At 69.4% G+C, this 20,244-nt stretch carries 19 protein-coding genes; 12 read left to right on the forward strand and 7 right to left on the reverse strand.

The window, feature by feature from the left end:
- Positions 1-62 precede the first annotated feature (62 nt).
- Positions 63-662 (reverse strand): SACE_7040 family transcriptional regulator, encoded by a 600-nt coding sequence (locus tag FHU31_RS19425; protein WP_167161602.1) that lies wholly within the window; start codon positions 660-662, stop codon positions 63-65.
- Positions 663-754: 92 nt separating this feature from the next.
- Between FHU31_RS19425 and FHU31_RS19430 the strand changes: the two genes are divergently transcribed.
- From FHU31_RS19430 to FHU31_RS19465, 8 genes are all read left to right on the forward strand, one after another.
- Positions 755-2,293, forward strand: a complete 1,539-nt coding sequence (locus tag FHU31_RS19430; protein ID WP_409371158.1) for a carboxyl transferase domain-containing protein — start codon at positions 755-757, stop codon at positions 2,291-2,293.
- Positions 2,294-2,298: 5 nt separating this feature from the next.
- Complete coding sequence (locus FHU31_RS19435; RefSeq protein ID WP_234901529.1) at positions 2,299-4,350, forward strand: ATP-binding protein; 2,052 nt, start codon at positions 2,299-2,301, stop codon at positions 4,348-4,350.
- Positions 4,347-5,510: an acyl-CoA dehydrogenase family protein gene (locus FHU31_RS19440; RefSeq protein ID WP_167161607.1), complete on the forward strand. Its 1,164-nt coding sequence runs from the start codon at positions 4,347-4,349 to the stop codon at positions 5,508-5,510. The genes FHU31_RS19435 and FHU31_RS19440 overlap by 4 nt, the downstream gene beginning before the upstream one ends.
- Positions 5,507-6,004 carry a MaoC family dehydratase gene (locus FHU31_RS19445; protein ID WP_167161609.1) on the forward strand — a complete coding sequence of 166 codons (498 nt, stop codon included), beginning with the start codon at positions 5,507-5,509 and terminating at the stop codon, positions 6,002-6,004. Before FHU31_RS19440 ends, FHU31_RS19445 begins: the two co-directional genes overlap by 4 nt.
- The gene (locus FHU31_RS19450; RefSeq protein ID WP_167161611.1) at positions 6,004-6,807 is read left to right on the forward strand and encodes an HpcH/HpaI aldolase/citrate lyase family protein; all 804 of its coding nucleotides are present in this window, start codon (positions 6,004-6,006) and stop codon (positions 6,805-6,807) included. Before FHU31_RS19445 ends, FHU31_RS19450 begins: the two co-directional genes overlap by 1 nt.
- 259 nt (positions 6,808-7,066) lie before the next feature.
- Positions 7,067-8,134 carry a pyruvate dehydrogenase (acetyl-transferring) E1 component subunit alpha gene (gene pdhA, locus FHU31_RS19455; protein ID WP_167161613.1) on the forward strand — a complete coding sequence of 356 codons (1,068 nt, stop codon included), beginning with the start codon at positions 7,067-7,069 and terminating at the stop codon, positions 8,132-8,134.
- Between the two features lie 26 nt (positions 8,135-8,160).
- Positions 8,161-9,198 (forward strand): alpha-ketoacid dehydrogenase subunit beta, encoded by a 1,038-nt coding sequence (locus tag FHU31_RS19460; RefSeq protein WP_167161615.1) that lies wholly within the window; start codon positions 8,161-8,163, stop codon positions 9,196-9,198.
- Entirely contained in the window at positions 9,195-10,406 is a 1,212-nt protein-coding gene (locus FHU31_RS19465; RefSeq protein WP_167161618.1) for a dihydrolipoamide acetyltransferase family protein, read from the forward strand. The genes FHU31_RS19460 and FHU31_RS19465 overlap by 4 nt, the downstream gene beginning before the upstream one ends.
- On the opposite strand, the gene FHU31_RS19470 is transcribed toward FHU31_RS19465, so the two are convergent.
- A complete protein-coding gene (locus tag FHU31_RS19470) occupies positions 10,407-11,159 on the reverse strand; it encodes an enoyl-CoA hydratase (RefSeq protein ID WP_167161620.1) in 753 nt (250 codons plus the stop codon).
- A 493-nt stretch (positions 11,160-11,652) separates the two neighbouring features.
- On the opposite strand from FHU31_RS19470, the gene FHU31_RS19475 reads away from it, so the two are divergent.
- The 4 genes from FHU31_RS19475 (at position 11,653) to FHU31_RS19490 (ending at position 14,519) form a co-directional block, all read left to right on the forward strand.
- Positions 11,653-12,756, forward strand: coding sequence for a hypothetical protein (locus tag FHU31_RS19475; protein WP_167161622.1), 1,104 nt, complete (start codon positions 11,653-11,655; stop codon positions 12,754-12,756).
- A 3-nt stretch (positions 12,757-12,759) separates the two neighbouring features.
- The gene (locus tag FHU31_RS19480) at positions 12,760-13,416 is read left to right on the forward strand and encodes a hypothetical protein (protein WP_167161624.1); all 657 of its coding nucleotides are present in this window, start codon (positions 12,760-12,762) and stop codon (positions 13,414-13,416) included.
- Between the two features lie 276 nt (positions 13,417-13,692).
- Positions 13,693-13,980 (forward strand): hypothetical protein, encoded by a 288-nt coding sequence (locus FHU31_RS19485; RefSeq protein WP_167161626.1) that lies wholly within the window; start codon positions 13,693-13,695, stop codon positions 13,978-13,980.
- Between the two features lie 23 nt (positions 13,981-14,003).
- Positions 14,004-14,519 (forward strand): hypothetical protein, encoded by a 516-nt coding sequence (locus FHU31_RS19490; RefSeq protein ID WP_167161628.1) that lies wholly within the window; start codon positions 14,004-14,006, stop codon positions 14,517-14,519.
- Between the two features lie 7 nt (positions 14,520-14,526).
- On the opposite strand, the gene FHU31_RS19495 is transcribed toward FHU31_RS19490, so the two are convergent.
- The 5 genes from FHU31_RS19495 to FHU31_RS19515 are packed head-to-tail and all read right to left on the reverse strand — an operon-like array spanning position 14,527 to position 20,065.
- Complete coding sequence (locus tag FHU31_RS19495; protein WP_167161630.1) at positions 14,527-15,126, reverse strand: class I SAM-dependent methyltransferase; 600 nt, start codon at positions 15,124-15,126, stop codon at positions 14,527-14,529.
- On the reverse strand, positions 15,119-16,723 hold the full coding sequence (locus FHU31_RS19500; RefSeq protein ID WP_167161632.1) for a dipeptide ABC transporter ATP-binding protein: 1,605 nt from the start codon (positions 16,721-16,723) through the stop codon (positions 15,119-15,121). Before FHU31_RS19500 ends, FHU31_RS19495 begins: the two co-directional genes overlap by 8 nt.
- The gene (locus FHU31_RS19505; RefSeq protein WP_167161634.1) at positions 16,720-17,598 is read right to left on the reverse strand and encodes an ABC transporter permease; all 879 of its coding nucleotides are present in this window, start codon (positions 17,596-17,598) and stop codon (positions 16,720-16,722) included. The genes FHU31_RS19500 and FHU31_RS19505 overlap by 4 nt, the downstream gene beginning before the upstream one ends.
- Complete coding sequence (locus tag FHU31_RS19510; protein WP_167161636.1) at positions 17,595-18,545, reverse strand: ABC transporter permease; 951 nt, start codon at positions 18,543-18,545, stop codon at positions 17,595-17,597. Before FHU31_RS19510 ends, FHU31_RS19505 begins: the two co-directional genes overlap by 4 nt.
- Complete coding sequence (locus FHU31_RS19515; protein WP_167161638.1) at positions 18,542-20,065, reverse strand: ABC transporter substrate-binding protein; 1,524 nt, start codon at positions 20,063-20,065, stop codon at positions 18,542-18,544. Before FHU31_RS19515 ends, FHU31_RS19510 begins: the two co-directional genes overlap by 4 nt.
- Positions 20,066-20,244 lie beyond the last annotated feature (179 nt).

Raw genomic sequence — 20,244 nt, forward strand, 5'->3', positions numbered from 1 at the left:
TCATGGCTGCAGGGTACCCGCGCGGTCTGGCGGTGTGCCGCCTCGCGGTCCCACCGCGTTGGTCACAGCAACGATCGCGACGACCCGAGCGCGGCCACCGTCATCGCCCGCAACACCGTTCGGGAGCTGTGGGTGAGGGTCGGTGTCTTGACGCTGTGCGGGGTCGAGTTGAGCAGCCCGAACACCGCCTGGGCCATCAGCCTGGCGTCGGCTTCGTCGAGGGAATCGTCGAGCCGGCGCAGCACGTCGACCCAGATCTCCACGTACTGTCGCTGGGCCTTGCGGACCTGACGTTTGGCCGGGGCCGGAAGGTGCGACAGGTCGCGGTCCTGGATGCGGATGAGGTCGGACTCGCCGAGGGCGAAGTCGAGGTGGAAGTCGATCAACCCGTTCAGTGCGTCCTGCGGCTGCGGGTTGGCGGCGACGACGTCGGTGGCGCCGTTCAGTAGCCGCGTGCTGATCCCGACCAGGAGTTCCACCAGCAACGCCTCCTTGTTCGGGAAGTGCCGGTAGATGGCGGGACCGCTGACCCCGGCCGCCGCGCCGATGTCCTCCAGGCGCACCGCGAGATATCCGTGCTCGGCGATCAGGCGTTCCGCGGCGGCGATCAGTTGATCCCGGCGGTCGGACTTGGCTCTGCTGCGCGGGGTCTCGCTGGTCATGCGCACCTCAATCCGACGGTAGACATTTGGGTTAATCGTGATTAACATCCTACGAGTTAGTCGTCATTAACTCAACTGAAATGGGTTCAGCGATGGCACATCGCGACGCGCACCTCGCCCTGGTGGGTGAGTTGCGCACCAAGCTGGCCGCGGCCGCGTTGGGCGGCTCCGAGAAGGCTCGTGAGCGGCATGTCAGCCGCGGCAAACTGCTTCCCCGGGACCGGGTCGACGGTCTGCTCGACACCGGGAGCCCCTTCCTCGACATCGCACCGCTGGCCGCCGACGGCATGTATGACGGCGACTGCCCGGGGGCGGGGATGATCGCGGGCATCGGGCGGGTGTCAGGGCGCGAATGCATGATCGTGGCCAATGACGCCACCGTGAAGGGCGGCACCTACTACCCGATCACGGTCAAGAAACACCTTCGCGCACAAGAGATCGCCGCCCAGAACCGGCTGCCGTGCCTCTATCTGGTGGATTCCGGTGGTGCTTTCCTGCCGCGTCAGGACGAGGTGTTCCCCGATCGCGAACACTTCGGCCGGATCTTCTTCAACCAGGCCACGATGAGCGCGGCGGGTATCCCGCAGATCGCCGCGGTGCTCGGCTCGTGTACCGCCGGTGGCGCCTATGTGCCGGCGATGAGCGACGAAGCCGTCATCGTGCGCAACCAGGGCACGATCTTCCTGGGCGGCCCACCGCTGGTGAAGGCGGCCACCGGCGAGATCGTCACCGCAGAGGAACTCGGCGGCGGCGACCTGCATTCCAAGACCTCCGGTGTCACCGACCATCTGGCCCACGACGACCGCGACGCGCTGCGCATCGTGCGCCGGATCGTGTCCACGCTCGGGCCGCGACTGGATCCGCCGTGGGACCTGCGCCCGGTGGTCGACGCGGTGGCCGATCAGACCGAGCTCTACGACGTCGTCCCGGTGGATTCCAGGGTGCCCTACGACGTGCACGAGGTCGTCACCCGCATCGTCGACGGCGGCGAATTCGCCGAGTTCAAGGCCGAATACGGCACCACCCTGGTTACCGGCTTCGCCCGTATCCACGGCCACCCCGTCGGGATCATCGCCAACAATGGGGTGCTCTTCGGCGAATCCGCGGTCAAGGGTGCACATTTCATCGAGCTCTGCGATAAACGCAACACCCCGCTGCTGTTCCTGCAGAACATCTCCGGGTTCATGGTGGGCCGCGACTACGAGGCCGGCGGTATCGCCAAACACGGCGCCAAGATGGTGACCGCCGTGGCCTGTGCGCGGGTGCCGAAGCTGACGGTGGTGATCGGCGGCTCCTACGGTGCGGGCAACTACTCCATGTGCGGGCGAGCGTATTCGCCGCGCTTCCTGTGGATGTGGCCCAATGCCCGGATCTCGGTGATGGGCGGCGAGCAGGCCGCGTCGGTGCTGGCCACGGTGCGTGGGGACATGACCCCCGAGCAGGAGGAGGCGTTCAAGGCGCCGATCCGTGAACAGTACGAGCACCAGGGCAACCCGTACTATTCGACCGCCCGGCTCTGGGATGACGGGGTCATCGACCCGGCCGACACCAGAACCGTTGTCGGACTCGCCCTGTCGGTTGTCGCACAGGCTCCGTTGGAGCCGGTGTCCTACGGCGTGTTCAGGATGTGAGGGGCATGTCCACTTTCGACGTTCAGGGCGAGCGCAGCGACGGGATGTTCGACGTCGTTCTGGTCGCCAACCGCGGTGAGATCGCGGTCCGCGTCATCCGCACGCTGCGCGCCATGGGCATCCGCTCCGTGGCGGTCTACAGCGATCCCGACGCCGGCGCCCGCCATGTCGCCGAGGCCGATGTCGCCGTGCGCATCGGCCCGGCCGCCGCCCGGCAGAGCTACCTCGACATCGACGCCATCGTCGGCGCCGCCGTCCGCACCGGCGCCCAGGCGGTGCACCCCGGGTACGGATTCCTCGCCGAGAACGCCGATTTCGCAGCCGCACTGCACGCGGCGGGCATCGTGTTCATCGGCCCGCCCGTCGGGGCGATCGGCACCATGGGTGACAAGATCGCGGCCAAGGCGGCCGTCTCGGCGTTCGGGGTGCCGGTGGTTCCGGGCATCTCGCGGCCCGGGCTCACCGATGACGACCTGATCTCCGGCGCCCCCGATGTGGGATTCCCCGTTCTGGTCAAGCCGTCTGCCGGTGGCGGCGGCAAGGGCATGCGGGTGGTGCACTCCGCAGATGAACTTCCTGCCGCGTTGGTCAGTGCCCGCCGCGAAGCCGCCTCGGCCTTCGGTGACGACACCCTGTTCCTGGAGCGATTCGTGTTGCGGCCCCGCCATATCGAGGTCCAGGTGCTCGCCGACGGGCACGGCAACGTCATCCATCTCGGTGAACGGGAGTGCAGTCTGCAACGGCGGCACCAGAAGGTCATCGAGGAGGCGCCTTCTCCGCTGCTGGACGCGGCCACCCGGGCCAGGATCGGCGAGGCGGCGTGCAACACCGCCCGCAGCGTGGACTACACCGGCGCAGGCACGGTCGAGTTCATCGTGTCGGCCGACCGGCCCGACGAGTTCTTCTTCATGGAGATGAACACCCGGCTCCAGGTGGAACACCCGGTCACCGAGCTGGTCACCGGTGTGGATCTGGTCGAGCTGCAGGTGCGGATCGCCGCGGGTGAGAAGCTGCCGTTGAGCCAGGACGAGGTCACGCTGACCGGGCACGCGATCGAGGCCCGGGTGTACTCCGAGGACCCGGCCAACGGCTTCCTGCCCACCGGCGGCACGGTGCTCGATGTGGTGGAACCGACAGGCACCCGGGTCGACTCGGGGATCTACGCGGGCACCGTCGTCGGTAGCGACTACGACCCGATGCTCGCCAAGATCATCGCCCACGCCGAGGATCGGGCCGGTGCGCTGCGCGGCCTGGATCAGGCGCTGGCCCAGACCGCGGTGCTGGGTGTCACCACGAACATCGACTTCCTGCGCTTCCTGCTGGCCGATGCGGATGTGGTTGCCGGACAGTTGGATACCGGCCTGTTGGACCGCCGGCTGCCGGACTATGCGCCTACCCCCGCCGGCGACGGTGAGCTGATTGCCGCGGCTGCCTACCAGTGGTTGCGGCATTGGGCGGCCGCCGACGACAACCTCTGGTCGGTGCCGTCGGGCTGGCGCACGGGGGAGCGGGCGCCGAGCGTGTTCCGGTTGCGCGCGGGCGAGCGGATCGATCACGTGCGGATCACCGGCGACCTGCCGTCTTCCCCGTCGCTTCGCTCGCCCCAGGAACGAAGCTGTACCGCAGTCGTCGAGGACGGTGGAACCTATTCGGTGACAGCCGGTTTGGCCGGTCGCGTCCTGACCGTCACCGTGGACGGGCTACGCACCGAATACGTCGTGGCCGCCGACGGCACCCAGCTCTGGCTGGCCGGGCCGGCCGGCACCGTGGTGGTGGACGAGGTGCGCGAGGCGCCGGTGCGGCCCGAGGACGAACACTCCGGCGACGCCGAACTGCTCAGCCCCATGCCGGGCGCGGTGGTCGCATTGGGAGTCCAGGACGGGGCGGCGGTGGCCGCCGGCGCCGTCGTGGTGACCGTCGAGGCCATGAAGATGGAACACGCGTTGTCCGCACCGGTGGACGGTGTCGTGGAACTTCTCGTCGCCGTCGGCGACCAGGTCAAGGTGGGCCAGCCACTGGCCCGAATCATCGCTGCAATCAAGGAGACCGAGCAATGACCGATTTTCTGTCCACCGGGGGCCTGCCGGACGAGTATTCGCAACTGGCCAAGACCGTCCGCGACTTCGCCCAGAGTGTCGTCGCCCCCGTGGCCGCCAAACACGACGAGGAGCACTCGTTCCCGTACGAGGCGGTGGCCGGGATGGCGGAGATGGGCCTTTTCGGGCTGCCGTTCCCCGAGGAGTACGGCGGCATGGGCGGCGACTACTTCGCGCTGTGTCTGGCCCTGGAGGAACTCGGCAAGGTCGACCAGAGCGTGGCGATCACCCTGGAGGCCGGCGTGTCCCTCGGTGCGATGCCGGTCTACCGCTTCGGTAACGAAGCCCAGAAGCAGGAATGGCTGCCGCTGCTGGCCAGTGGCAAGGCGCTGGGCGCGTTCGGGTTGACCGAGGCCGGTGGCGGCAGTGACGCCGGGGCCACCAAGACCACCGCGAAGTTCGACGGCGACACCTGGGTGATCAACGGCTCCAAGCAGTTCATCACCAACTCCGGCACCGATATCACCAAGCTGGTGACGGTCACGGCGGTCACGGGGGAGGCTCCCGGCGGTAGGAAGGAGATCTCGTCCATCCTGGTGCCGGTGCCCACCAAGGGGTTCACCGCGGAGCCTGCCTACAACAAGGTGGGCTGGAACGCCTCGGACACCCACCCGCTCAGTTTCGACGACGTCCGGGTACCCGCCGAGAACCTGCTCGGTGAGCGGGGCCGCGGCTACGCCAATTTCCTGCGCATCCTCGACGAAGGCCGGATCGCCATCGCCGCGCTGTCGGTCGGCGCGGCGCAGGGCTGCGTGGACGAATGCGTGAAGTACGCCCACGAGCGGGAGGCGTTCGGCGCCAAGATCGGCACCTACCAGGCCATCGCCTTCAAGATCGCCCGGATGGAGGCCCGTGCACACGTCGCCCGCACCGCGTACTACGACGCGGCCGCACTGATGCTGTCCGGCAAGCCGTTCAAGAAGGCCGCGTCGGTGGCCAAGATGGTCGCCAGCGAGGCCGCGATGGACAACTCCCGCGATGCCACCCAGATCTTCGGCGGCTACGGCTTCATGAACGAATACTCCGTCGCTCGGCACTACCGGGACTCCAAGATCCTCGAGATCGGCGAAGGGACAACCGAAGTGCAGCTCATGCTGATCGGGCGGGAGCTCGGCCTGTGACGGGAGAAACCGGACCCAGGAAAGTCGTCGAGCAGCGCGGCCTCTGGTACGAGGAGTTCGAGACCGGCGTGCTCTACCTGCACCGGCCCGGTCGCACCATCACCGAAGCCGACAACGTCCTGTTCACCACGTTGACCATGAACACCCAGGCCCTGCACCTGGATGCCGCGTTCTCGGAGGCGCAACCCCCGTTCCATCAGCGGTTGGTGAACTCGATGTTCACCCTGTCCACCCTGGTCGGGCTGTCGGTCACCCAGCTCACCCAGGGCACCATCGTCGGCAACCTCGGATTCTCCGAGATCGCCTTCCCGAAGCCGCTGTTCCACGGCGACACGCTCTACGCGGAATCCGAGGTCGTCGAAAAGCGCGAGTCCAAGAGCCGCCCGGGCGAAGGGATCGTCACGTTCGCTCATACCGGGCGCAACCAGCACGGCGCTATCGTCGCCACCGCATCGCGCAAGACCATGGTCCGCAAGAAGCCTCAGGAGGCCTGATGCTCGACAACGTCGGACCGGCGTGGATCTTCTGCCCGGCTGATCGCCCGGAACGTTTCGCGAAGGCCGCGGCGTCCGCCGATATCGTCATCCTCGATCTGGAAGACGGCGCCGGCGACAAGCCGGGGGCCCGCGAGGCGGTGGTGAACACTCCGCTGGACCCCGCGCGCACCGTCGTGCGGATCAACCCGCACGGCAGCGACGACCAGCGGCTGGACCTGGAAGCGCTCAAGCGCACCGGCTACACCACCGTCATGCTGCCCAAATGTGAGGCCGCCGAGCAGGTGAGCGCGCTGGCACCGCTGGACGTGGTGCTGATCATCGAGACCCCGCTCGGCGCGCTGAAGGTCGCCGAGACCGCGGCGGTGTCCAACACCGTCGGCGTGATGTGGGGTGCGGAGGACCTGTTCGGGTCGCTGGGCGGGACGGCCAACCGTTTCCCGGACGGCACCTACCGCGGGGTGGCGAACCATGTCCGGTCGCAGTCACTGCTGGCGGCCAAGGCTTTCGGCAAGCTGGCGCTCGATTCGGTGTACATCGACATCAAGGATCTCGACGGCTTGCGCCGGGAGACCGATGACGCGGTGGCCGTCGGCTTCGATATCAAGGTGGCGCTGCACCCGAACCAGGTGCCGGTGATCCGGGACGGTTACGCCCCGTCGGCCGAGCAGGTCGACTGGGCGCGGCAGGTATTGGCCGCCGCGGCCGACCAGCGGGGTGCCTTCGCCTTCGACGGAACGATGGTCGACGCGCCGGTACTGCGGCGCGCCGAGCGGATCGTCGCGCTGGCGCCGCCACACTGACTTCGCCCGGGTACCCCGCTGCGTGACATTCCGACACGCCTCGAATGCGTGACCGGGCGGTGTCGGCGGCCGAAGCTGATCCCGGCGCATACTGGTAGCTACCCCAGTGCTGCGATGGACAGAACGGAACGTCGGGCCAACTGCACCTCCCGGCTGAAGTTCGCCGGTACCCTGTCATCCCGTGGGTCTGGCCGACCGTCACAGTACTGAGCACCTCGTGGGCTGACGGCCTAACATGCAGTCACCTGAAGGAGGCGGTATGGCGGATGATTTCGAGACCGTGCGGTTGGTTGCTGCCGACGGCTCCGCCACGTCCGAGGAACGGTACCGGCGTGACCTGCCGGCGGAAACACTGAGCTGGCTCTACGAGCTGATGGTGCTGACCCGCGAGATCGATATCGAGCTCATCAATCTGCAACGTCAGGGTGAGTTGGCGCTGTACGCGTCCTGCCGCGGCCAGGAGGCCGCCCAGGTCGGTGCGGCAGCTTGCCTGCGCAAGACGGATTGGTTGTTTCCGCAATACCGGGAGCTCGGTGTTTTTCTCGCGAGAGGGATCACGCCCGCTCAAGTGGGCTCGGTGTGGCGTGGATCGTGGCACGGCGGCACGTCCTTCACCGACAAGAACTGTGCGCCGATCTCCATCCAGATGGGTGCCCATGCCCCGCACGCGGTCGGCGCGGCGATGGCCGCTCAGCGCCTCGGTGAGGACTCGGTGACCGCGTTGTTCATGGGGGACGGTGCCACCTCCGAAGGCGACGCGCACGAGGCGCTGAATTTCGCGTCGGTATACCGGGTGCCCGTCGTGTTCTTCATCCAGAACAACCAGATCGCCATCTCCACCCCGGTCAGCCACCAGCATGGTGCGACCTCGCTCGCGCACCGGGCCGCGGGCTACGGTGTGCCCGCGGTGCGGGTGGACGGCAACGATGTCCTGGCGTGCTTTGCGGTGATGTCCGAGGCCGCGCAGCGGGCCCGCGAGGGTGGTGGTCCGACGTTCATCGAAGCGATCACCTACCGGATGGGGCCGCACACCACCTCCGACGATCCCACCCGGTACCGCCCCGACTCCGACGTCGAGGAGTGGGCGGGGCGGGACCCGATCGCCCGGTATGCCACCTACCTGCGGTCGGCCGGTGTGCTGACCGACCGGCTCTCCGAACGGGTTGCGGGTCGGGCGGCGCGGATGCGTACGGATTTGCGGGACGCGGTGATCGGCACCCCAGACCCTGATATCGCGGAGGTGTTCGACACCGTCTACCACGACATCACGCCGGAACTGGCCCGGCAGCGCGACGAGTTACTCGTCGAGCTCGGAAAGGAGTCCTAGATGACGCCGCGGACGGAAGGAGCGAAATGACACAGATCATCGAGCGACCGCCGACGCACGGTGATGACACCCCCGAATCTCGGCCGTCCCTGTTGACCCTGTCCATGGCGCAGGCGATCAATCTCGGGCTGCATGACGCGATGGCCGCCGATGACCGGGTGCTCGTCTTCGGCGAAGATGTCGCGCGCTTGGGCGGGGTGTTCCGGGTCACCGAAGGACTGGCCGAAACCTTCGGTCAACAACGGTGTTTCGACACTCCGCTGGCCGAATCCGCGATCATCGGTATCTCGATCGGGATGGCACTACGCGGGTTCGTGCCGGTGCCGGAACTCCAGTTCGACGGATTCTCGGCGCCCGCCTTCGACCAGATCGTCAGCCAGTTGGCCAAGTACCGAATGCGAACTCACGGTGACGTGCAGATGGCCGTCACCCTGCGCATCCCGTCGTTCGGGGGAATCGGTGCGGTGGAACATCATTCGGAATCCACCGAGAGTTGGTGGCTGCACACCGCCGGCCTGAAGGTGGCGGTGCCGTCCACACCGTCGGATGCGTATTGGCTGCTGCGCCAATCAATCAGCTCCCGAGACCCGGTGATCTATCTGGAGCCCAAGCGCCGGTACTGGACGCGCGGCTCGGTAGACACGGTGGTGCCGCCCCTGCCGTTCGGACGGGCAGCCGTCCGCCGACCTGGCGAGGACATCACGGTGGTCACCTACGGCGGGTTGGTGGACGTCGCGTGCAACGCCGCCGAGATCGCCGCCGACCAGGGCTGCAGTGTGGAGGTGGTCGATCTGCGCACGCTGAATCCCCTTGATTTCGACACGATCGCCGAATCGGTGCGCCGGACCGGGCGCTGCGTGGTGATGCACGAGGGGCCTCGCACCTTGGGCTTCGGGGCCGAACTGGCCGCCCGGCTGTCCGAGGAACTGTTCTACGACCTGGAGGCACCGGTGTTGCGGGCCACCGGCTTCGACACCCCGTACCCACCGGCCCGGCTGGAGAAGTTGTGGCTGCCGGGTGTGGACCGGTTGCTCGACTGCATCGAGAGGGCGATGACACAGTGACGAATGCGCAGGTTCTCGAGTTCCGGGTACCCGATCTCGGCGAGGGCCTGGAGGACGCCACGATCACCGGGTGGTCCGTGTCGGTCGACGAGGTGGTCGAGTTGAACCAGGTGCTGTGCACGCTGGAGACCGCCAAGGCCGAGGTGGAGATCCCCAGTCCCTACGCGGGACGGGTGACCGAACTGGGCGGCGACGTCGGTGACACGCTCGACGTCGGTGCGTTGCTGGTGCGATTCGACGGGCCGGTCTCTTCAGGCGAGCGAAGCGACGGGGGACCGCCGCCACCGCCACCGGCGGGCGAGCGCAGCGACCCGCCACCGCCACCGGCGGGCGAACGAACCGACGGGGAGTCGTCGGGCGCGGTGCTGGTGGGTTCGGGCGCAGACGACCAACTGGACAGGTCCCGGCGAGCCCGGGCCAAACCGTCCACCCGGAAACTGGCCCGCGAGTCGGGCGTTGACCTGAGCTCTGTCGCGCCGACGGGCCGCAACGGTGTCATCACCCGGCAAGACGTGCTGGCGGTGACGACGCACCCCGAGATCGTGGCGCCCAACGGTGTGCAGGTCGAGATGGCCAAGCGGATGACCTTGTCGCGCACCAAAATTCCGGATGCGCATGCCACCGTCGTGGTCGACGGGACGGCGCTGCTGCGGGTGGCCGAGCGATTGCAGGTCACCCCGTTCGTACTGACGCTGCGTCTGCTGACGGTGGCGTTGCGGAATCACCCGCTGATGAACTCGACCTGGGTGGACACCGCGGACGGTCCTCGCCTGCATCGGCATCAGTCGGTCCATCTCGGTGTCGGGGTGGCGACGACGCGCGGCCTGTTGGTGCCCGTCGTCACCGACGCGCAGACCCGAACCACTCGGTCACTGGCCGCCGAGGTGACGCGGCTGATCGAGGGAGCCCGCGGCCGGAGCCTGCGCCCGGCCGAGCTGACGGGATCGACGTTCACGGTGTCGAACTTCGGTGCGCTGGGTTTGGACGAAGGCGTGCCGGTGATCAACTATCCGGAGGCGGCCATCCTGGGGATGGGTTCGCTGAAGCCGCGCGCGGTGGTGGTCGACGGCGCTGTGGTGGCGCGTCCGACCATGTCCCTGACCGTGGCGTTCGACCACCGAATCGCCGACGGGGCGCAGGTGGCGGAATTCCTCCGCGAGCTCATGCAGTTGGTCGAGACGCCGGAACTGGCGCTGGCCGATCTGTAGTCACCTGTTCTTGGCGGCGGCCAGTCGGCTCTGAAATTCCGGTGATTCGATCGAGCGTGCCTGCGGCGTGATCTCGATATCCACCGCCAGCGCGTGCTGGTCGGTGTCGAGGAAGCCCGGGTTGGCGGTGGCCCGCATGGACTTCTTGGTGGCGAGTACCACCTCGCGCGGTGCGTCGGCCGGGCCGGCGGCGAGCTCGCGGGCGGCGGCCACCGGATCGTCGGCCAGCTCGAGCGCCAGACCGTAGCGCACGGCGTCCTGGGCATCGAAGCGCTTGCCGAAAAGCAGTGCGGCACGGGCCACCTGGGGGCCGACACCGCGCTGCAGCATCCAGGTGGCGCCGCCGCCCGGGTGGATGCCCAGCTTCTGGAAGCGTGGGTCGAACAGTGCCGCGGGACCGGCGATCCGCACATCCGCGGCCAGCGCGAGGTTGAGGCCGGCGCCGACCGCCGCGCCGTTGACCGCGGCGATGGTGGGCAGTGTGCAGTTGGCGACGGCGAGGAACCCGTCGTAAATCACCCGCAGGCCGTCTTCGGCGGCTGCTCCGAGGGCGGTCAGGTCCGCGCCTGCGCAGAACGCCTTGCCGGCGCCGGTCACGATCACGGCATGCACACTCGCATCGGCTTCGGCCGCCGACACGGCGGCGCGCAGGGCGCGTGAGATGTCGGCGGTCACCGCGTTGCGCCGGTCGGGGTCGTTGACGGTGATGGTGGCGACACGATCGGCAATGTCGACAAGCACGAGATCGGACATGGGCTCAGGCTACGACCGTGTCGACCGGCCGCCGTCAGCGGCCTTTCGCGCCGGCGTAGGAGGGCGTTCGCAGCACTGTCACAGCGTCAGCTCGCCTTCGTATCGGATCGGTAACCGTCGAATCTGTCGAACATGGAAATTACACAGGTGGGACTTACCTTCAACCTTGACTCCGGCGTCAAATACGGACTTGGGGAGAACATGCGTAGTAAGTCGAATCGGTTGACCGTCAGCATTGTTGCGACGGTCGCGTTGTGCTCGCCCTCGCTCGCGCTCAGCGCGACCGCGGACGCGCAGCCGATGGTGAAGACAAGTCCGGGTGTGCCATGCGTCGGCATGGTGCAGCAAGCCGCGGCCACCCCTCCTGACGCTGGTCAGGCGATGACTGGTTTGGCGGCCCCGTTCACCGGGGCCGGTACCCCGCCTGTGGTGATCCCGCCTGCTGGAGCTGCCAACGGCGTGGCCGGAACCGCGCCGGTCGCAGCTGCCGGCGGTGGTGGCGCTCCTGCCGCTGGTGCAGTGGGCGGCGGTGCCCCGGTGGCCGGCGCGGCTGGTGGCGGTGCGCCGGTGGCTGGTGCGGCTGGTGGCGGTGCCCCGGTCGGTGGCGCCGGTGGTGCGGGCGCGCCGGTCGGTCTCGCCGGCGGTGTTCCCGCTGCCGGTGGCGCTCCCGTCGCCGCCGGAGCCCCGTTGGCCGAAGGCCTTCCCCTCCCCGCCGGTGCCCCGATCGTTCCGGCTGCGGGTGTGCCCGCTGGTGGCGCTCCGCTGGCAGCGCCGATCGCCGATGCAGGCGGCGTGCCGGCAGGCGCGGTCGCGCCGGCGGCGGGCGCGGCCCCCTTTGGCGGCGCCGAAGGTGCGGGTGGCGGTGCTGCCGGTGCACTCAACGGTGAGGTACTTCAAGCTGCCGCCACCGCCGGTGCACCTATCGCGGACGCGGCCGGCGCGGCCGGACCTGCCGGTGCGCCGATCGCCGATGCCGCGGCGGTGGCGCCTGCCGCAGGTGCGGCCGGCGCGCCCGTCGCCGAAGCGATGGTTCCGGCGGCGGTGGGCGGCGAAGCGGTGGCCCCGGCAGCGGCAGTCATCGGCGGTGAAGGAGCCGGAGCCGGAGCCGGAGCAGGCGGCGGCGGTGCGGCTGCGCCCGTGGCGGCGGTCGGTGGCGGCGAAGGTGCCGGCGGTGGCGGTGCCGCCGGTGGCGCAGGTGGCGGTGGCGCTGCTGCGGGCGGCGGTGGTGCTGCGGGCGGTGAAGCTGGTGGAGCTGCAGGTGGTGGCGCCGGAGGTGGCGCGGCCGGTGGCGGCGCTGTGGAGGGCGCCGCAGTGCCCGCGGCCGCTGTCGTCGAAGGTGGCGGTGGCGGTGGCGGCGGTGTCGCGGGTGGCGGCGCAGCAGGTGGTGGCACCGGCGGTGCCGTCTCGGTTCCGGCAGAGGTCGCGGTGGCAGCCCCGCCCGTCGAGGTCGCTGTGCCTCCGGTCGAGGTGTCGGCGCCCCCGGTCGAGGTGTCTGCGCCGGGTGTTGCGGTCGGCGGCGGCGGACCCGGTGCTGCGGCTGCGGCCGTCCCGGCAGCGGTCGCTGCGGCGGTGCCCGGAGCCATTGCGGGAGGCGTGACGGGTGGCGCGGTCGGTGCTGCCGGCGGCGCGGCGGCCGGTGGCGCTGCGGGCGCGGGTACGGGTGCGGCGATCGCGGCGGCGCCCCTGGCGGCCGCGGCGGCTGGTGCTGCGGGTGCCGGGGTTCCGGCGGTTGCAGTGGGCGGCGAGTCGGCTGCGGTCGGGGCTCCGGTGGAGGCTGCGGCCATGGTGCCGGCGGCCGGTGTCGTCGGCGGTGAGGGTGCCGCGGTCGGCGGTGGCGGTGGCACTGGTGGCGGTGGCGCGGCCGGTGGCGGAGCGGGTGGTGCCGGCGCTGGAGCTGGTGGGGAAGGTGCTGCCGCCGGCGGCGCAGGCGGAGCCGGTGGTGGTGCTGGTGGCGCTGGAGCTGGTGGCGAAGGTGCCGGAGCTGGTGGAGGTGCCGGCGCCGGTGGCGCCGGTGGCGCAGGAGGTGCAGGCGGCGGTGGTGGAGCCGGAGCCGGCGGCGGTGGTGGAGCCGGGGCCGGCGGTGGCGGTGGTGAAGGAGCGGGCGGCGGAGCCGCAGGTGGCGCTCCGGTGGCGACCGCGGCAGGTGTGCCGACCGGTGCCGGTGCACCCATCACGGGTGAGATGCCGGCCGGGGCTGCCGCTCCGGCGGATGCAGGTGCCCCGGTGCTGCTGGACTCCGGTTCCTTCGGCCCGCTGATGGCGACGACAGGACTCAACTCTGCGGCGGTGCCCGAGGCCGCGGTCGGTGCGCCCGGTGCCGGAGCCGGAGCGCCCGCGATCGGTGGCCCCCCGGCGGGTGTCGTCGAACCGGCGGCTGCGGTCGTGCCGCCGGGCGCAGCAGCGGCTCCGGTGCCGGATGCCGCTGCGGTGGTGCCGGCTGCGGGCGTCGGGGGCGCCCCTGCGGCTGCCGTCGGTGGTGGTGACGCGGCGGTGCCTGCCGCGGCCGTGATCGGTGGCGAAGGAGCCGGCGGGGGTGGCGGAGCTGCAGGTGGTGGTGCCGGAGGCGGCGGAGCTGCGGGCGGTGCCGGTGGCGGCGGTGGTGCCGGCGCAGGTGGCGGTGGCGGCGGTGCGGCCGGTGGTGCCGGTGGTGGCGGCGCGGGTGGCGCGGGCGCTGGTGGTGCCGGAGCCGGTGGTGCGGGTGGCGCTGGTGGTGGCGGAGCTGCGGCCGGTGGCGGCGGAGGTGGCGCGGGCGCTGGTGGCGGTGGCGCCGCAGGAGCCGCTGGTGCAGGCGGTGGTGGTGCGACGGCATCGGGTGGTCTGACCACCGGTGCGGTGGGACCGCTGATGGCCAGCACGGGTGCGTTGGGTATCGCGCAGACGGTGACGGCTCCCGCCGTCAACGCCGGCGGCGGCGGTGCCGCGGTGGGCGGGGCTCCCGCAGCCGGTGCCTTGGCGGCCTTGCCGGGCGCCATGATCGCGGGCGCGGTGCCCGGCGCCATCGCGGGCGCAGTGCCCGGTGCGGTGGCCGGCGCGGTGCCTGGTGCGATCGCGGGGGCGATCCCCGGTCTGCTGATGGCGCCGATGGCCGGTGCCGCGGGCCTCATGGCCGATCTGGTCCCGCAGCCGTCGCTGGCAGCCCCGACCGGGACCGGCGGCCTGACCGGGATGCTGCCGACGCCGCAGCTCACGATGCCGCACCTCAGCGGTCTCGGGGTGCCCGTGCCCACCCAGGTCTCCATGCCGACCGATCTGGTCTGTGAGGGTGTCGGCTGGTCGGCATCGATGCCGGGCACAACCGGCAACACCGGGATGAGCCTTATGCCCGACGCGGCCGGGATCATCCGGCACGATCGCTGGTGAGCTCGGCTCAGACGTTGGACCAGCGCAGCAGATAGCGGTAGTACAGGCCGCGGCGGAGGGATACGCCCGGCAGAATCTGCGCGGCGGTACGCCGGATCTCGCTCAGTGTCTCGCGGGGTTCGGCGACCGCCACGCCGATGTCACGGGTCTCGCGGTGCAGCACGCCGGCCGCCCGGACCAAGGGCAACCGCAGCCCGGCAGCGACCCAGTCACCGAGGGTGTGGTTGGGGGCCAGTCCGACGACGGCGAGGGTGCCGTGTGGTGCCAGCAGATCGCGGGCCTTGGTCAGCGACGCGCGCAGGTCCATGTGGTGCAAGGTGGCCACGAAGGTGATGACACCGAACCGTTGCGGGCCGGGATCGAAGGCCTCGAACGAGGTTTCGGTCACGGTCACGTTCGGCAGCGAGTCAAGGCGAGCCCGGGCGCGCGCGATCGCGGCGGGGTCGGGGTCGATGGCCGTCACGCTCCGAGCCACCGGTGCCAGCCGCTGGGCCAGCAGGCCCTCGCCGCAGCCGACGTCGAGCACACCCCCGGCGTGTTCGGCGGCGATCCGGACCAGCCACTTGTGGTACGCGGAGTTGTGATTCCAGTAGGTGTGATCAGGCACGAGCCAACCGATCCGGTGGAACCGCGGCCAGCAGCGCGCGGGTGTATTCGTGTTCGGGTGCGGCGAAAAGATCTGCGGCGGGCCGGTATTCGACCGCCTCGCCGCTTCGTAGCACGAGCACATCGTGGCTCAGCCGCTCGATGACCGCCAGGTCGTGCCCGATGAACAGGTAGGTCAGGCCCAGGTCCCGCTGGAGTTCGAGCAGCAGGTCGAGCACCTTGGCCTGCACCGACACGTCCAGCGATGCGGTGGCCTCGTCGAGGATCAGCAATTCGGGCTGCACGGCCAGCGCCCGGGCGATGTTCACCCGCTGACGTTGTCCGCCGGAGAGTTCGTGCGGATAGCGGGAGGCGAACGACGCCGCCAGGCCGACGGCACCGAGCAACTCACCGACCCTGGCCTCGCGCGCCTTCCGGTTGGCGGCCAGCCGGTGCACGACGAGCGGTTCGGCGATCGAAGTCCCCACCGGCATGCGCGGGTTCAGCGAGGCGAACGGATCCTGCATCACGACACTGATACGGCGCCGGACCGACGTCCGCTGGGAACCCCGCACCCGGAACACATCGGTACCGTCGAGCAGCGCACGACCGGCGTCGGGGCTCACCAGGCCGGTGAGCGCGGCGGCGACGGTGGACTTTCCGGACCCGGATTCACCCACCAGACCCAGGGTGTGGCCGCGGCGGATCCGGAACGACAGATCCTTGACCGCGTGGACCACCGACCGGCCGGTCGGGGTGGTCACCGGGAACCGCACGTCGAGACCGTCGACGTCCAAGAGAGTGCCCGAATCGGTCGCCGCGGCTGGTGGGCCGTCGCCACCCAGTACCGGACGGGCCCTGAGCAATTCGCGGGTATAGGCCGCGCGGGGTTCGGCGAAGACCTCATCGACGGGCGCTTGCTCGACCGCCGTGCCGCCGTGCAGCACGGTGACCGTGTCGGCCACCTCGCCGATGACGCCGAGATCGTGACTGATCCACACCACGGCGGTACCGAAGTCGCGCTGCAGGTCCCGGACCAGTGTGATGATCTGCGCTTGCGTCGTGACGTCCAGTGCGGTGGTCGGTTCGTCGGCGATCAGCAGTTCCGGATCGCAGGCCAGCGCGATGGCGATCATCACCCGTTGCCGCTGCCCGCCGGAGAGCTGGTGCGGGTAGCTGTACAACCGGTCTTGCGGTTCGGTCAGGCTCACCGCCTCCAGCAGTTCCAGCGCCCGGACACGGGCCTGTCTGCGCGTCTGATGCCGGTGTGCCTGCAGCGATTCGGTGATCTGCCGTTCGACCGTCAGCAGGGGGTTCAGGGATGTCCCGGGATCCTGGAAGACGAAGCCGATCCGCGCGCCGTGCACCTGGCGCAGGGCCCGTGCCGAGGCGCCGACGAGTTCATGTTCTCCGGCAAGGACACTGGACCCGGAGACGGTCGCGCCGGGTGCGTCGAGCAGGCCCGTGGCGGCCAGCGCCGTCATCGACTTGCCTGATCCGGATTCACCGACGATCCCGAGGGTCTGTTCCCGCTCGACGGTCATCGACACCCGGCGGACGATCTCCTTGCGGCCGATGCGCACGGCCAGATCGCGCACGGACAACACCGGTTCGGTCATGAGCGTCTCCGGGCCTCGATCATGGTGCGCTGCTTGGGATCCAGCACATCGCGGAAGCCATCGCCGAGCAGGTTGAAGGCCAGGACGATGACGAAGATGGCGGCACCGGGGAACACCGCCATCCACCACGCCAGTGTGACGAAACCCTGGGAGTCGAAGATCATCCGGCCCAGGGAAGGCTGCGGCGGCTGCAGACCCAGGCCCAGGAACGACAGCGCCGCCTCGGACAGGATGGCGAACGCCAGGGACAGCGATGTCTGGACGATCAGCGGACCGGTGATGTTGGGCAGGATGTGCCGCGCCAGGATGAACCCCGAACCGGTGCCCATGGTGCGCGAGACCGCGACATACGGCTCGACCCGCACGGCGAGGGTGCTGGCCCGCGCCACCCGGGCGAAGATCGGTGTGTAGACGACCCCGATCGCCAATATCGTCGTGGTGAGCCCGGGCCCGAGGACGGCGACGATCGCCAGGGCGAGCAACAGCACCGGGAACGCGAACATCACATCGACGACACGCATGACCACGGTGTCCAGCCAGCCACCGCGATACCCGGCGAGCACCCCGACAGTGACACCGACGACCGCCGCGAATGCCACGCTGATCACGGCCACCTTCATGGATGCCTGCACCGCGACCAACACCCGGGACAGCACGTCGCGCCCCAATTCGTCGGTGCCGAACCAGTGCGCGCCACTCGGTGGGCGCAGCGCCACCGGGACGTCCACATCGTTGACTCCGTACGGCGTGATCCAGGATGCGGTCAGCGCGATCACGAGGACGGCGAGCATGATTCCCGCGCTGATGACGGTGACGGGATTGCCGGCCAGCAGCCGCCACGTCGTGACGCGCTCGTCGAACACCGGGTCGGTCATGACAGCCGGATCCTCGGATCGGCGACGGCGTACAACAGGTCGACGAGCAGGTTGATCGCCAGGAACAGCACCGCGATCAGCAGCACCGCGCCCTGGATCACCGGATAGTCCCGCGCGGCCACCGAGTTGTACACCAACCGGCCCAGGCCCGGCCAGGCGAACACCACCTCCACGACGATGACCCCGCCGAGGATGGTCGCCAACTGGATGCCGGTGATCGTGAGGATCGGGACCAGCGCGTTGCGCACGGTATGACGCATCGTCACCACCCGGGGCGCAAGGCCTTTCGAGCGGGCGGTACGGACATAGCCCATGGCTGCCACCTCCAGTACGGCCGAGCGGACGTAGCGGGTCATGATCGCCGCGGCCACCAGGCCGACGGTCAACCCGGGCAGGATCACGTGCCGCAGCCAGCCGCCGGGGTCGTCGAACAGCGGCCGGTAACCCGAGGTGGGCAGCCAGCCCAGCGCCGTGGAGAACAGCGAGATCAGCAGGATGCCCAGCCAGAAATCGGGCACCGACACCCCGAATTGACTTGTGACGCGGACGATCGCATCACTGAGCCTGCCTTCCCGCAAGGCCGCGTAGATGCCGGCGGGCAGCGCGATCGCCAGGGCCGCGACGATGCCGACGGCAGCGAGTGACACCGTGGCCGGCAACCGTTCCAGCAGCACCAGGGTCACCGGGTCGCCGTTGCGGAAGCTCACGCCCAGATCGCCGGTGGCGGCATGCCCGAGATAGCCGAAGAATTGGCTGACCAACGGCTGGTCCAGTCCGCTGGCCTGCCGCAGTGCGTCGTAAGCCGCTGGGGTGTAACGGGTTCCGAGTGCGATGCGCACCGGATCGCCGGGCACCAGATGCACCAGCGCGAACACCACGATGACCACGCCGACCAGCACCACCAGCGAATAGGCCAGCCGGCGGGCCAGGAACTTCAGGATCGTCACGGGCGGTCACCACCGGCGTGCAGGACGGCGCTGCGGAATCGGATGGCCTTGTCGCGACGGGCCTCATACCCGGTGAGGTTCGGCGTCCACGCCTGCAGGACGGCGGGGTTGTACAGGTAGATATAGCTCACCTCATCGGCGATCAGGGTGGCGGCTCGGGCGTAATCGTCCTTGCGCGCCTGCTGGTCGGTCTCGGTCCGGCCCGCATCGAGCAGCGCGTCGACGCGCGGGTCGGAGAACTTCTGTGCGTTGCTGGTGCCGCCAGTGTGGTGCTGGGCGTAGTAGAAGTCGTCGGGGTCGATATTGCCCAGCCAGCCCATCATCAGCATGTCGAAGTGCCCGCTGTTCTGCTCGTCGAGCCAGGTGGCGAAGTCGACGGTGCGGATGGTCACGCCGATACCCAGGGGCTCGAGGTTGGCGGCGATCACCTGGGCGGCGGTGACGGTCTGCGGGTACTCGCTGGTGACCAGCAGGTCCATCGTCTTCGGTGCCGCACCGGCCTGCTGCAACAACTGCCTGGCCTTGTCCAGGTTGTGGCCGTACCGGTTGTAGGGCGTGAACCAGGGGTTGCCCTGCGGTATCGCCAGCTGATTCGCCTGTGCCGTGCCGTAACTGGTGGCCTGCACGATCGAGGACCGGTCCAGCGCATACGCGACGGCCTGGCGTACCCGCACGTCGTTCCACGGTGGGCGGGCCGTATTCAGTGCCAGATACCAGTAGTCGTTGCTGGGTTCCACGGCAAGGTGAACCGAGTCGTCGTTGCGTAATTGGCTGACGCGCTGCGCGGGAACCGCGTCGGTCCAGTCGATTTCACCGGCCTGCAGTGCGGACAAGGCGGTCGATGTCTCGCTGATGAATCGGAATGTCACCCCGGGAATCCGCGGGGCCCCACCCCAGTACCGCGGGTTGGCGCGCAGGACGAGGGAGTCGCCGCTCTTCTGGCTGACGAAGGAGAACGGCCCGGTGCCGATCGGATGGGTGGCGATCTGGCCGTCCTCGACATTGCGCCGCTGCACGATCGCCATCCCTTTGAACCCGCCGAGATTGGTCAGCAGGTTCGGCGTCGGATGTGCCACCGTGAGGCGCACCGTGTGGTCATCTGGCGCACTGACGTCGGTGACGGCACTGAACTTGTCGGCATTGGCGAGCTTGCCGTCGATGATGCGGCGATAGGAGTAGACGACGTCCGCCGCCCGCAGCGGGCTGCCGTCGTGAAAGGTGACCCCGGGGCGCAGATGGAACGTCCACACCAGCTGGTCCGCCGACGTCTCCCAGGACTGCGCCAGCGCCGGACGCATGACGAGGTCGGCACCGGGTTCGACGAGGGTGTCGAAGACGTTCTCCAACACTTCGAACGAGAAGTACGCGCTGGTCTTCTGGGGGTCCAGTTGGTCGGGTTCACCGGAGATCGCGGCGACGAGGTTGCCGGAGTCCTGGCCCAGGTCGACGCGCCGGCCCGGTGCACACGCCGTGGAGGCGAACACGACTACGGCGGCGAGCAAGGCCGCAAGCAGTCGCATATCCATCACTTTCTGACGGGCCGGCTCCGGCGAGGACGTCGGCACAGGATTAAAGGGCCTGTACCCGCGTCGGCGGGCACCTACACCTGAGGCCGATTCGGCCAGGCCGGACAGCTGCGGACTGGATGTGAGGATGCTGTGGACCGGGTACTGCCGCGGGGCGGACGGCTAGCCTGCTG

It is taken from the genome of Mycolicibacterium fluoranthenivorans, assembly GCF_011758805.1.
In the GTDB taxonomy this organism is placed as follows: domain Bacteria; phylum Actinomycetota; class Actinomycetes; order Mycobacteriales; family Mycobacteriaceae; genus Mycobacterium; species Mycobacterium fluoranthenivorans.

Bases quoted from the DNA above. Each gene is read 5' to 3' on its own strand.
- FHU31_RS19425 (WP_167161602.1), bottom strand. From the start codon at position 662: ATGACCAGCGAGACCCCGCGCAGCAGAGCCAAGTCCGACCGCCGGGAT.
- FHU31_RS19430 (WP_409371158.1), top strand. From the start codon at position 755: ATGGCACATCGCGACGCGCACCTCGCCCTGGTGGGTGAGTTGCGCACC.
- FHU31_RS19435 (WP_234901529.1), top strand. From the start codon at position 2,299: ATGTCCACTTTCGACGTTCAGGGCGAGCGCAGCGACGGGATGTTCGAC.
- FHU31_RS19440 (WP_167161607.1), top strand. From the start codon at position 4,347: ATGACCGATTTTCTGTCCACCGGGGGCCTGCCGGACGAGTATTCGCAA.
- FHU31_RS19450 (WP_167161611.1), top strand. From the start codon at position 6,004: ATGCTCGACAACGTCGGACCGGCGTGGATCTTCTGCCCGGCTGATCGC.
- pdhA (WP_167161613.1), top strand. From the start codon at position 7,067: ATGGCGGATGATTTCGAGACCGTGCGGTTGGTTGCTGCCGACGGCTCC.
- FHU31_RS19460 (WP_167161615.1), top strand. From the start codon at position 8,161: ATGACACAGATCATCGAGCGACCGCCGACGCACGGTGATGACACCCCC.
- FHU31_RS19470 (WP_167161620.1), bottom strand. From the start codon at position 11,159: ATGTCCGATCTCGTGCTTGTCGACATTGCCGATCGTGTCGCCACCATC.
- FHU31_RS19490 (WP_167161628.1), top strand. From the start codon at position 14,004: ATGGCCAGCACGGGTGCGTTGGGTATCGCGCAGACGGTGACGGCTCCC.
- FHU31_RS19500 (WP_167161632.1), bottom strand. From the start codon at position 16,723: ATGACCGAACCGGTGTTGTCCGTGCGCGATCTGGCCGTGCGCATCGGC.
- FHU31_RS19505 (WP_167161634.1), bottom strand. From the start codon at position 17,598: ATGACCGACCCGGTGTTCGACGAGCGCGTCACGACGTGGCGGCTGCTG.
- FHU31_RS19515 (WP_167161638.1), bottom strand. From the start codon at position 20,065: ATGCGACTGCTTGCGGCCTTGCTCGCCGCCGTAGTCGTGTTCGCCTCC.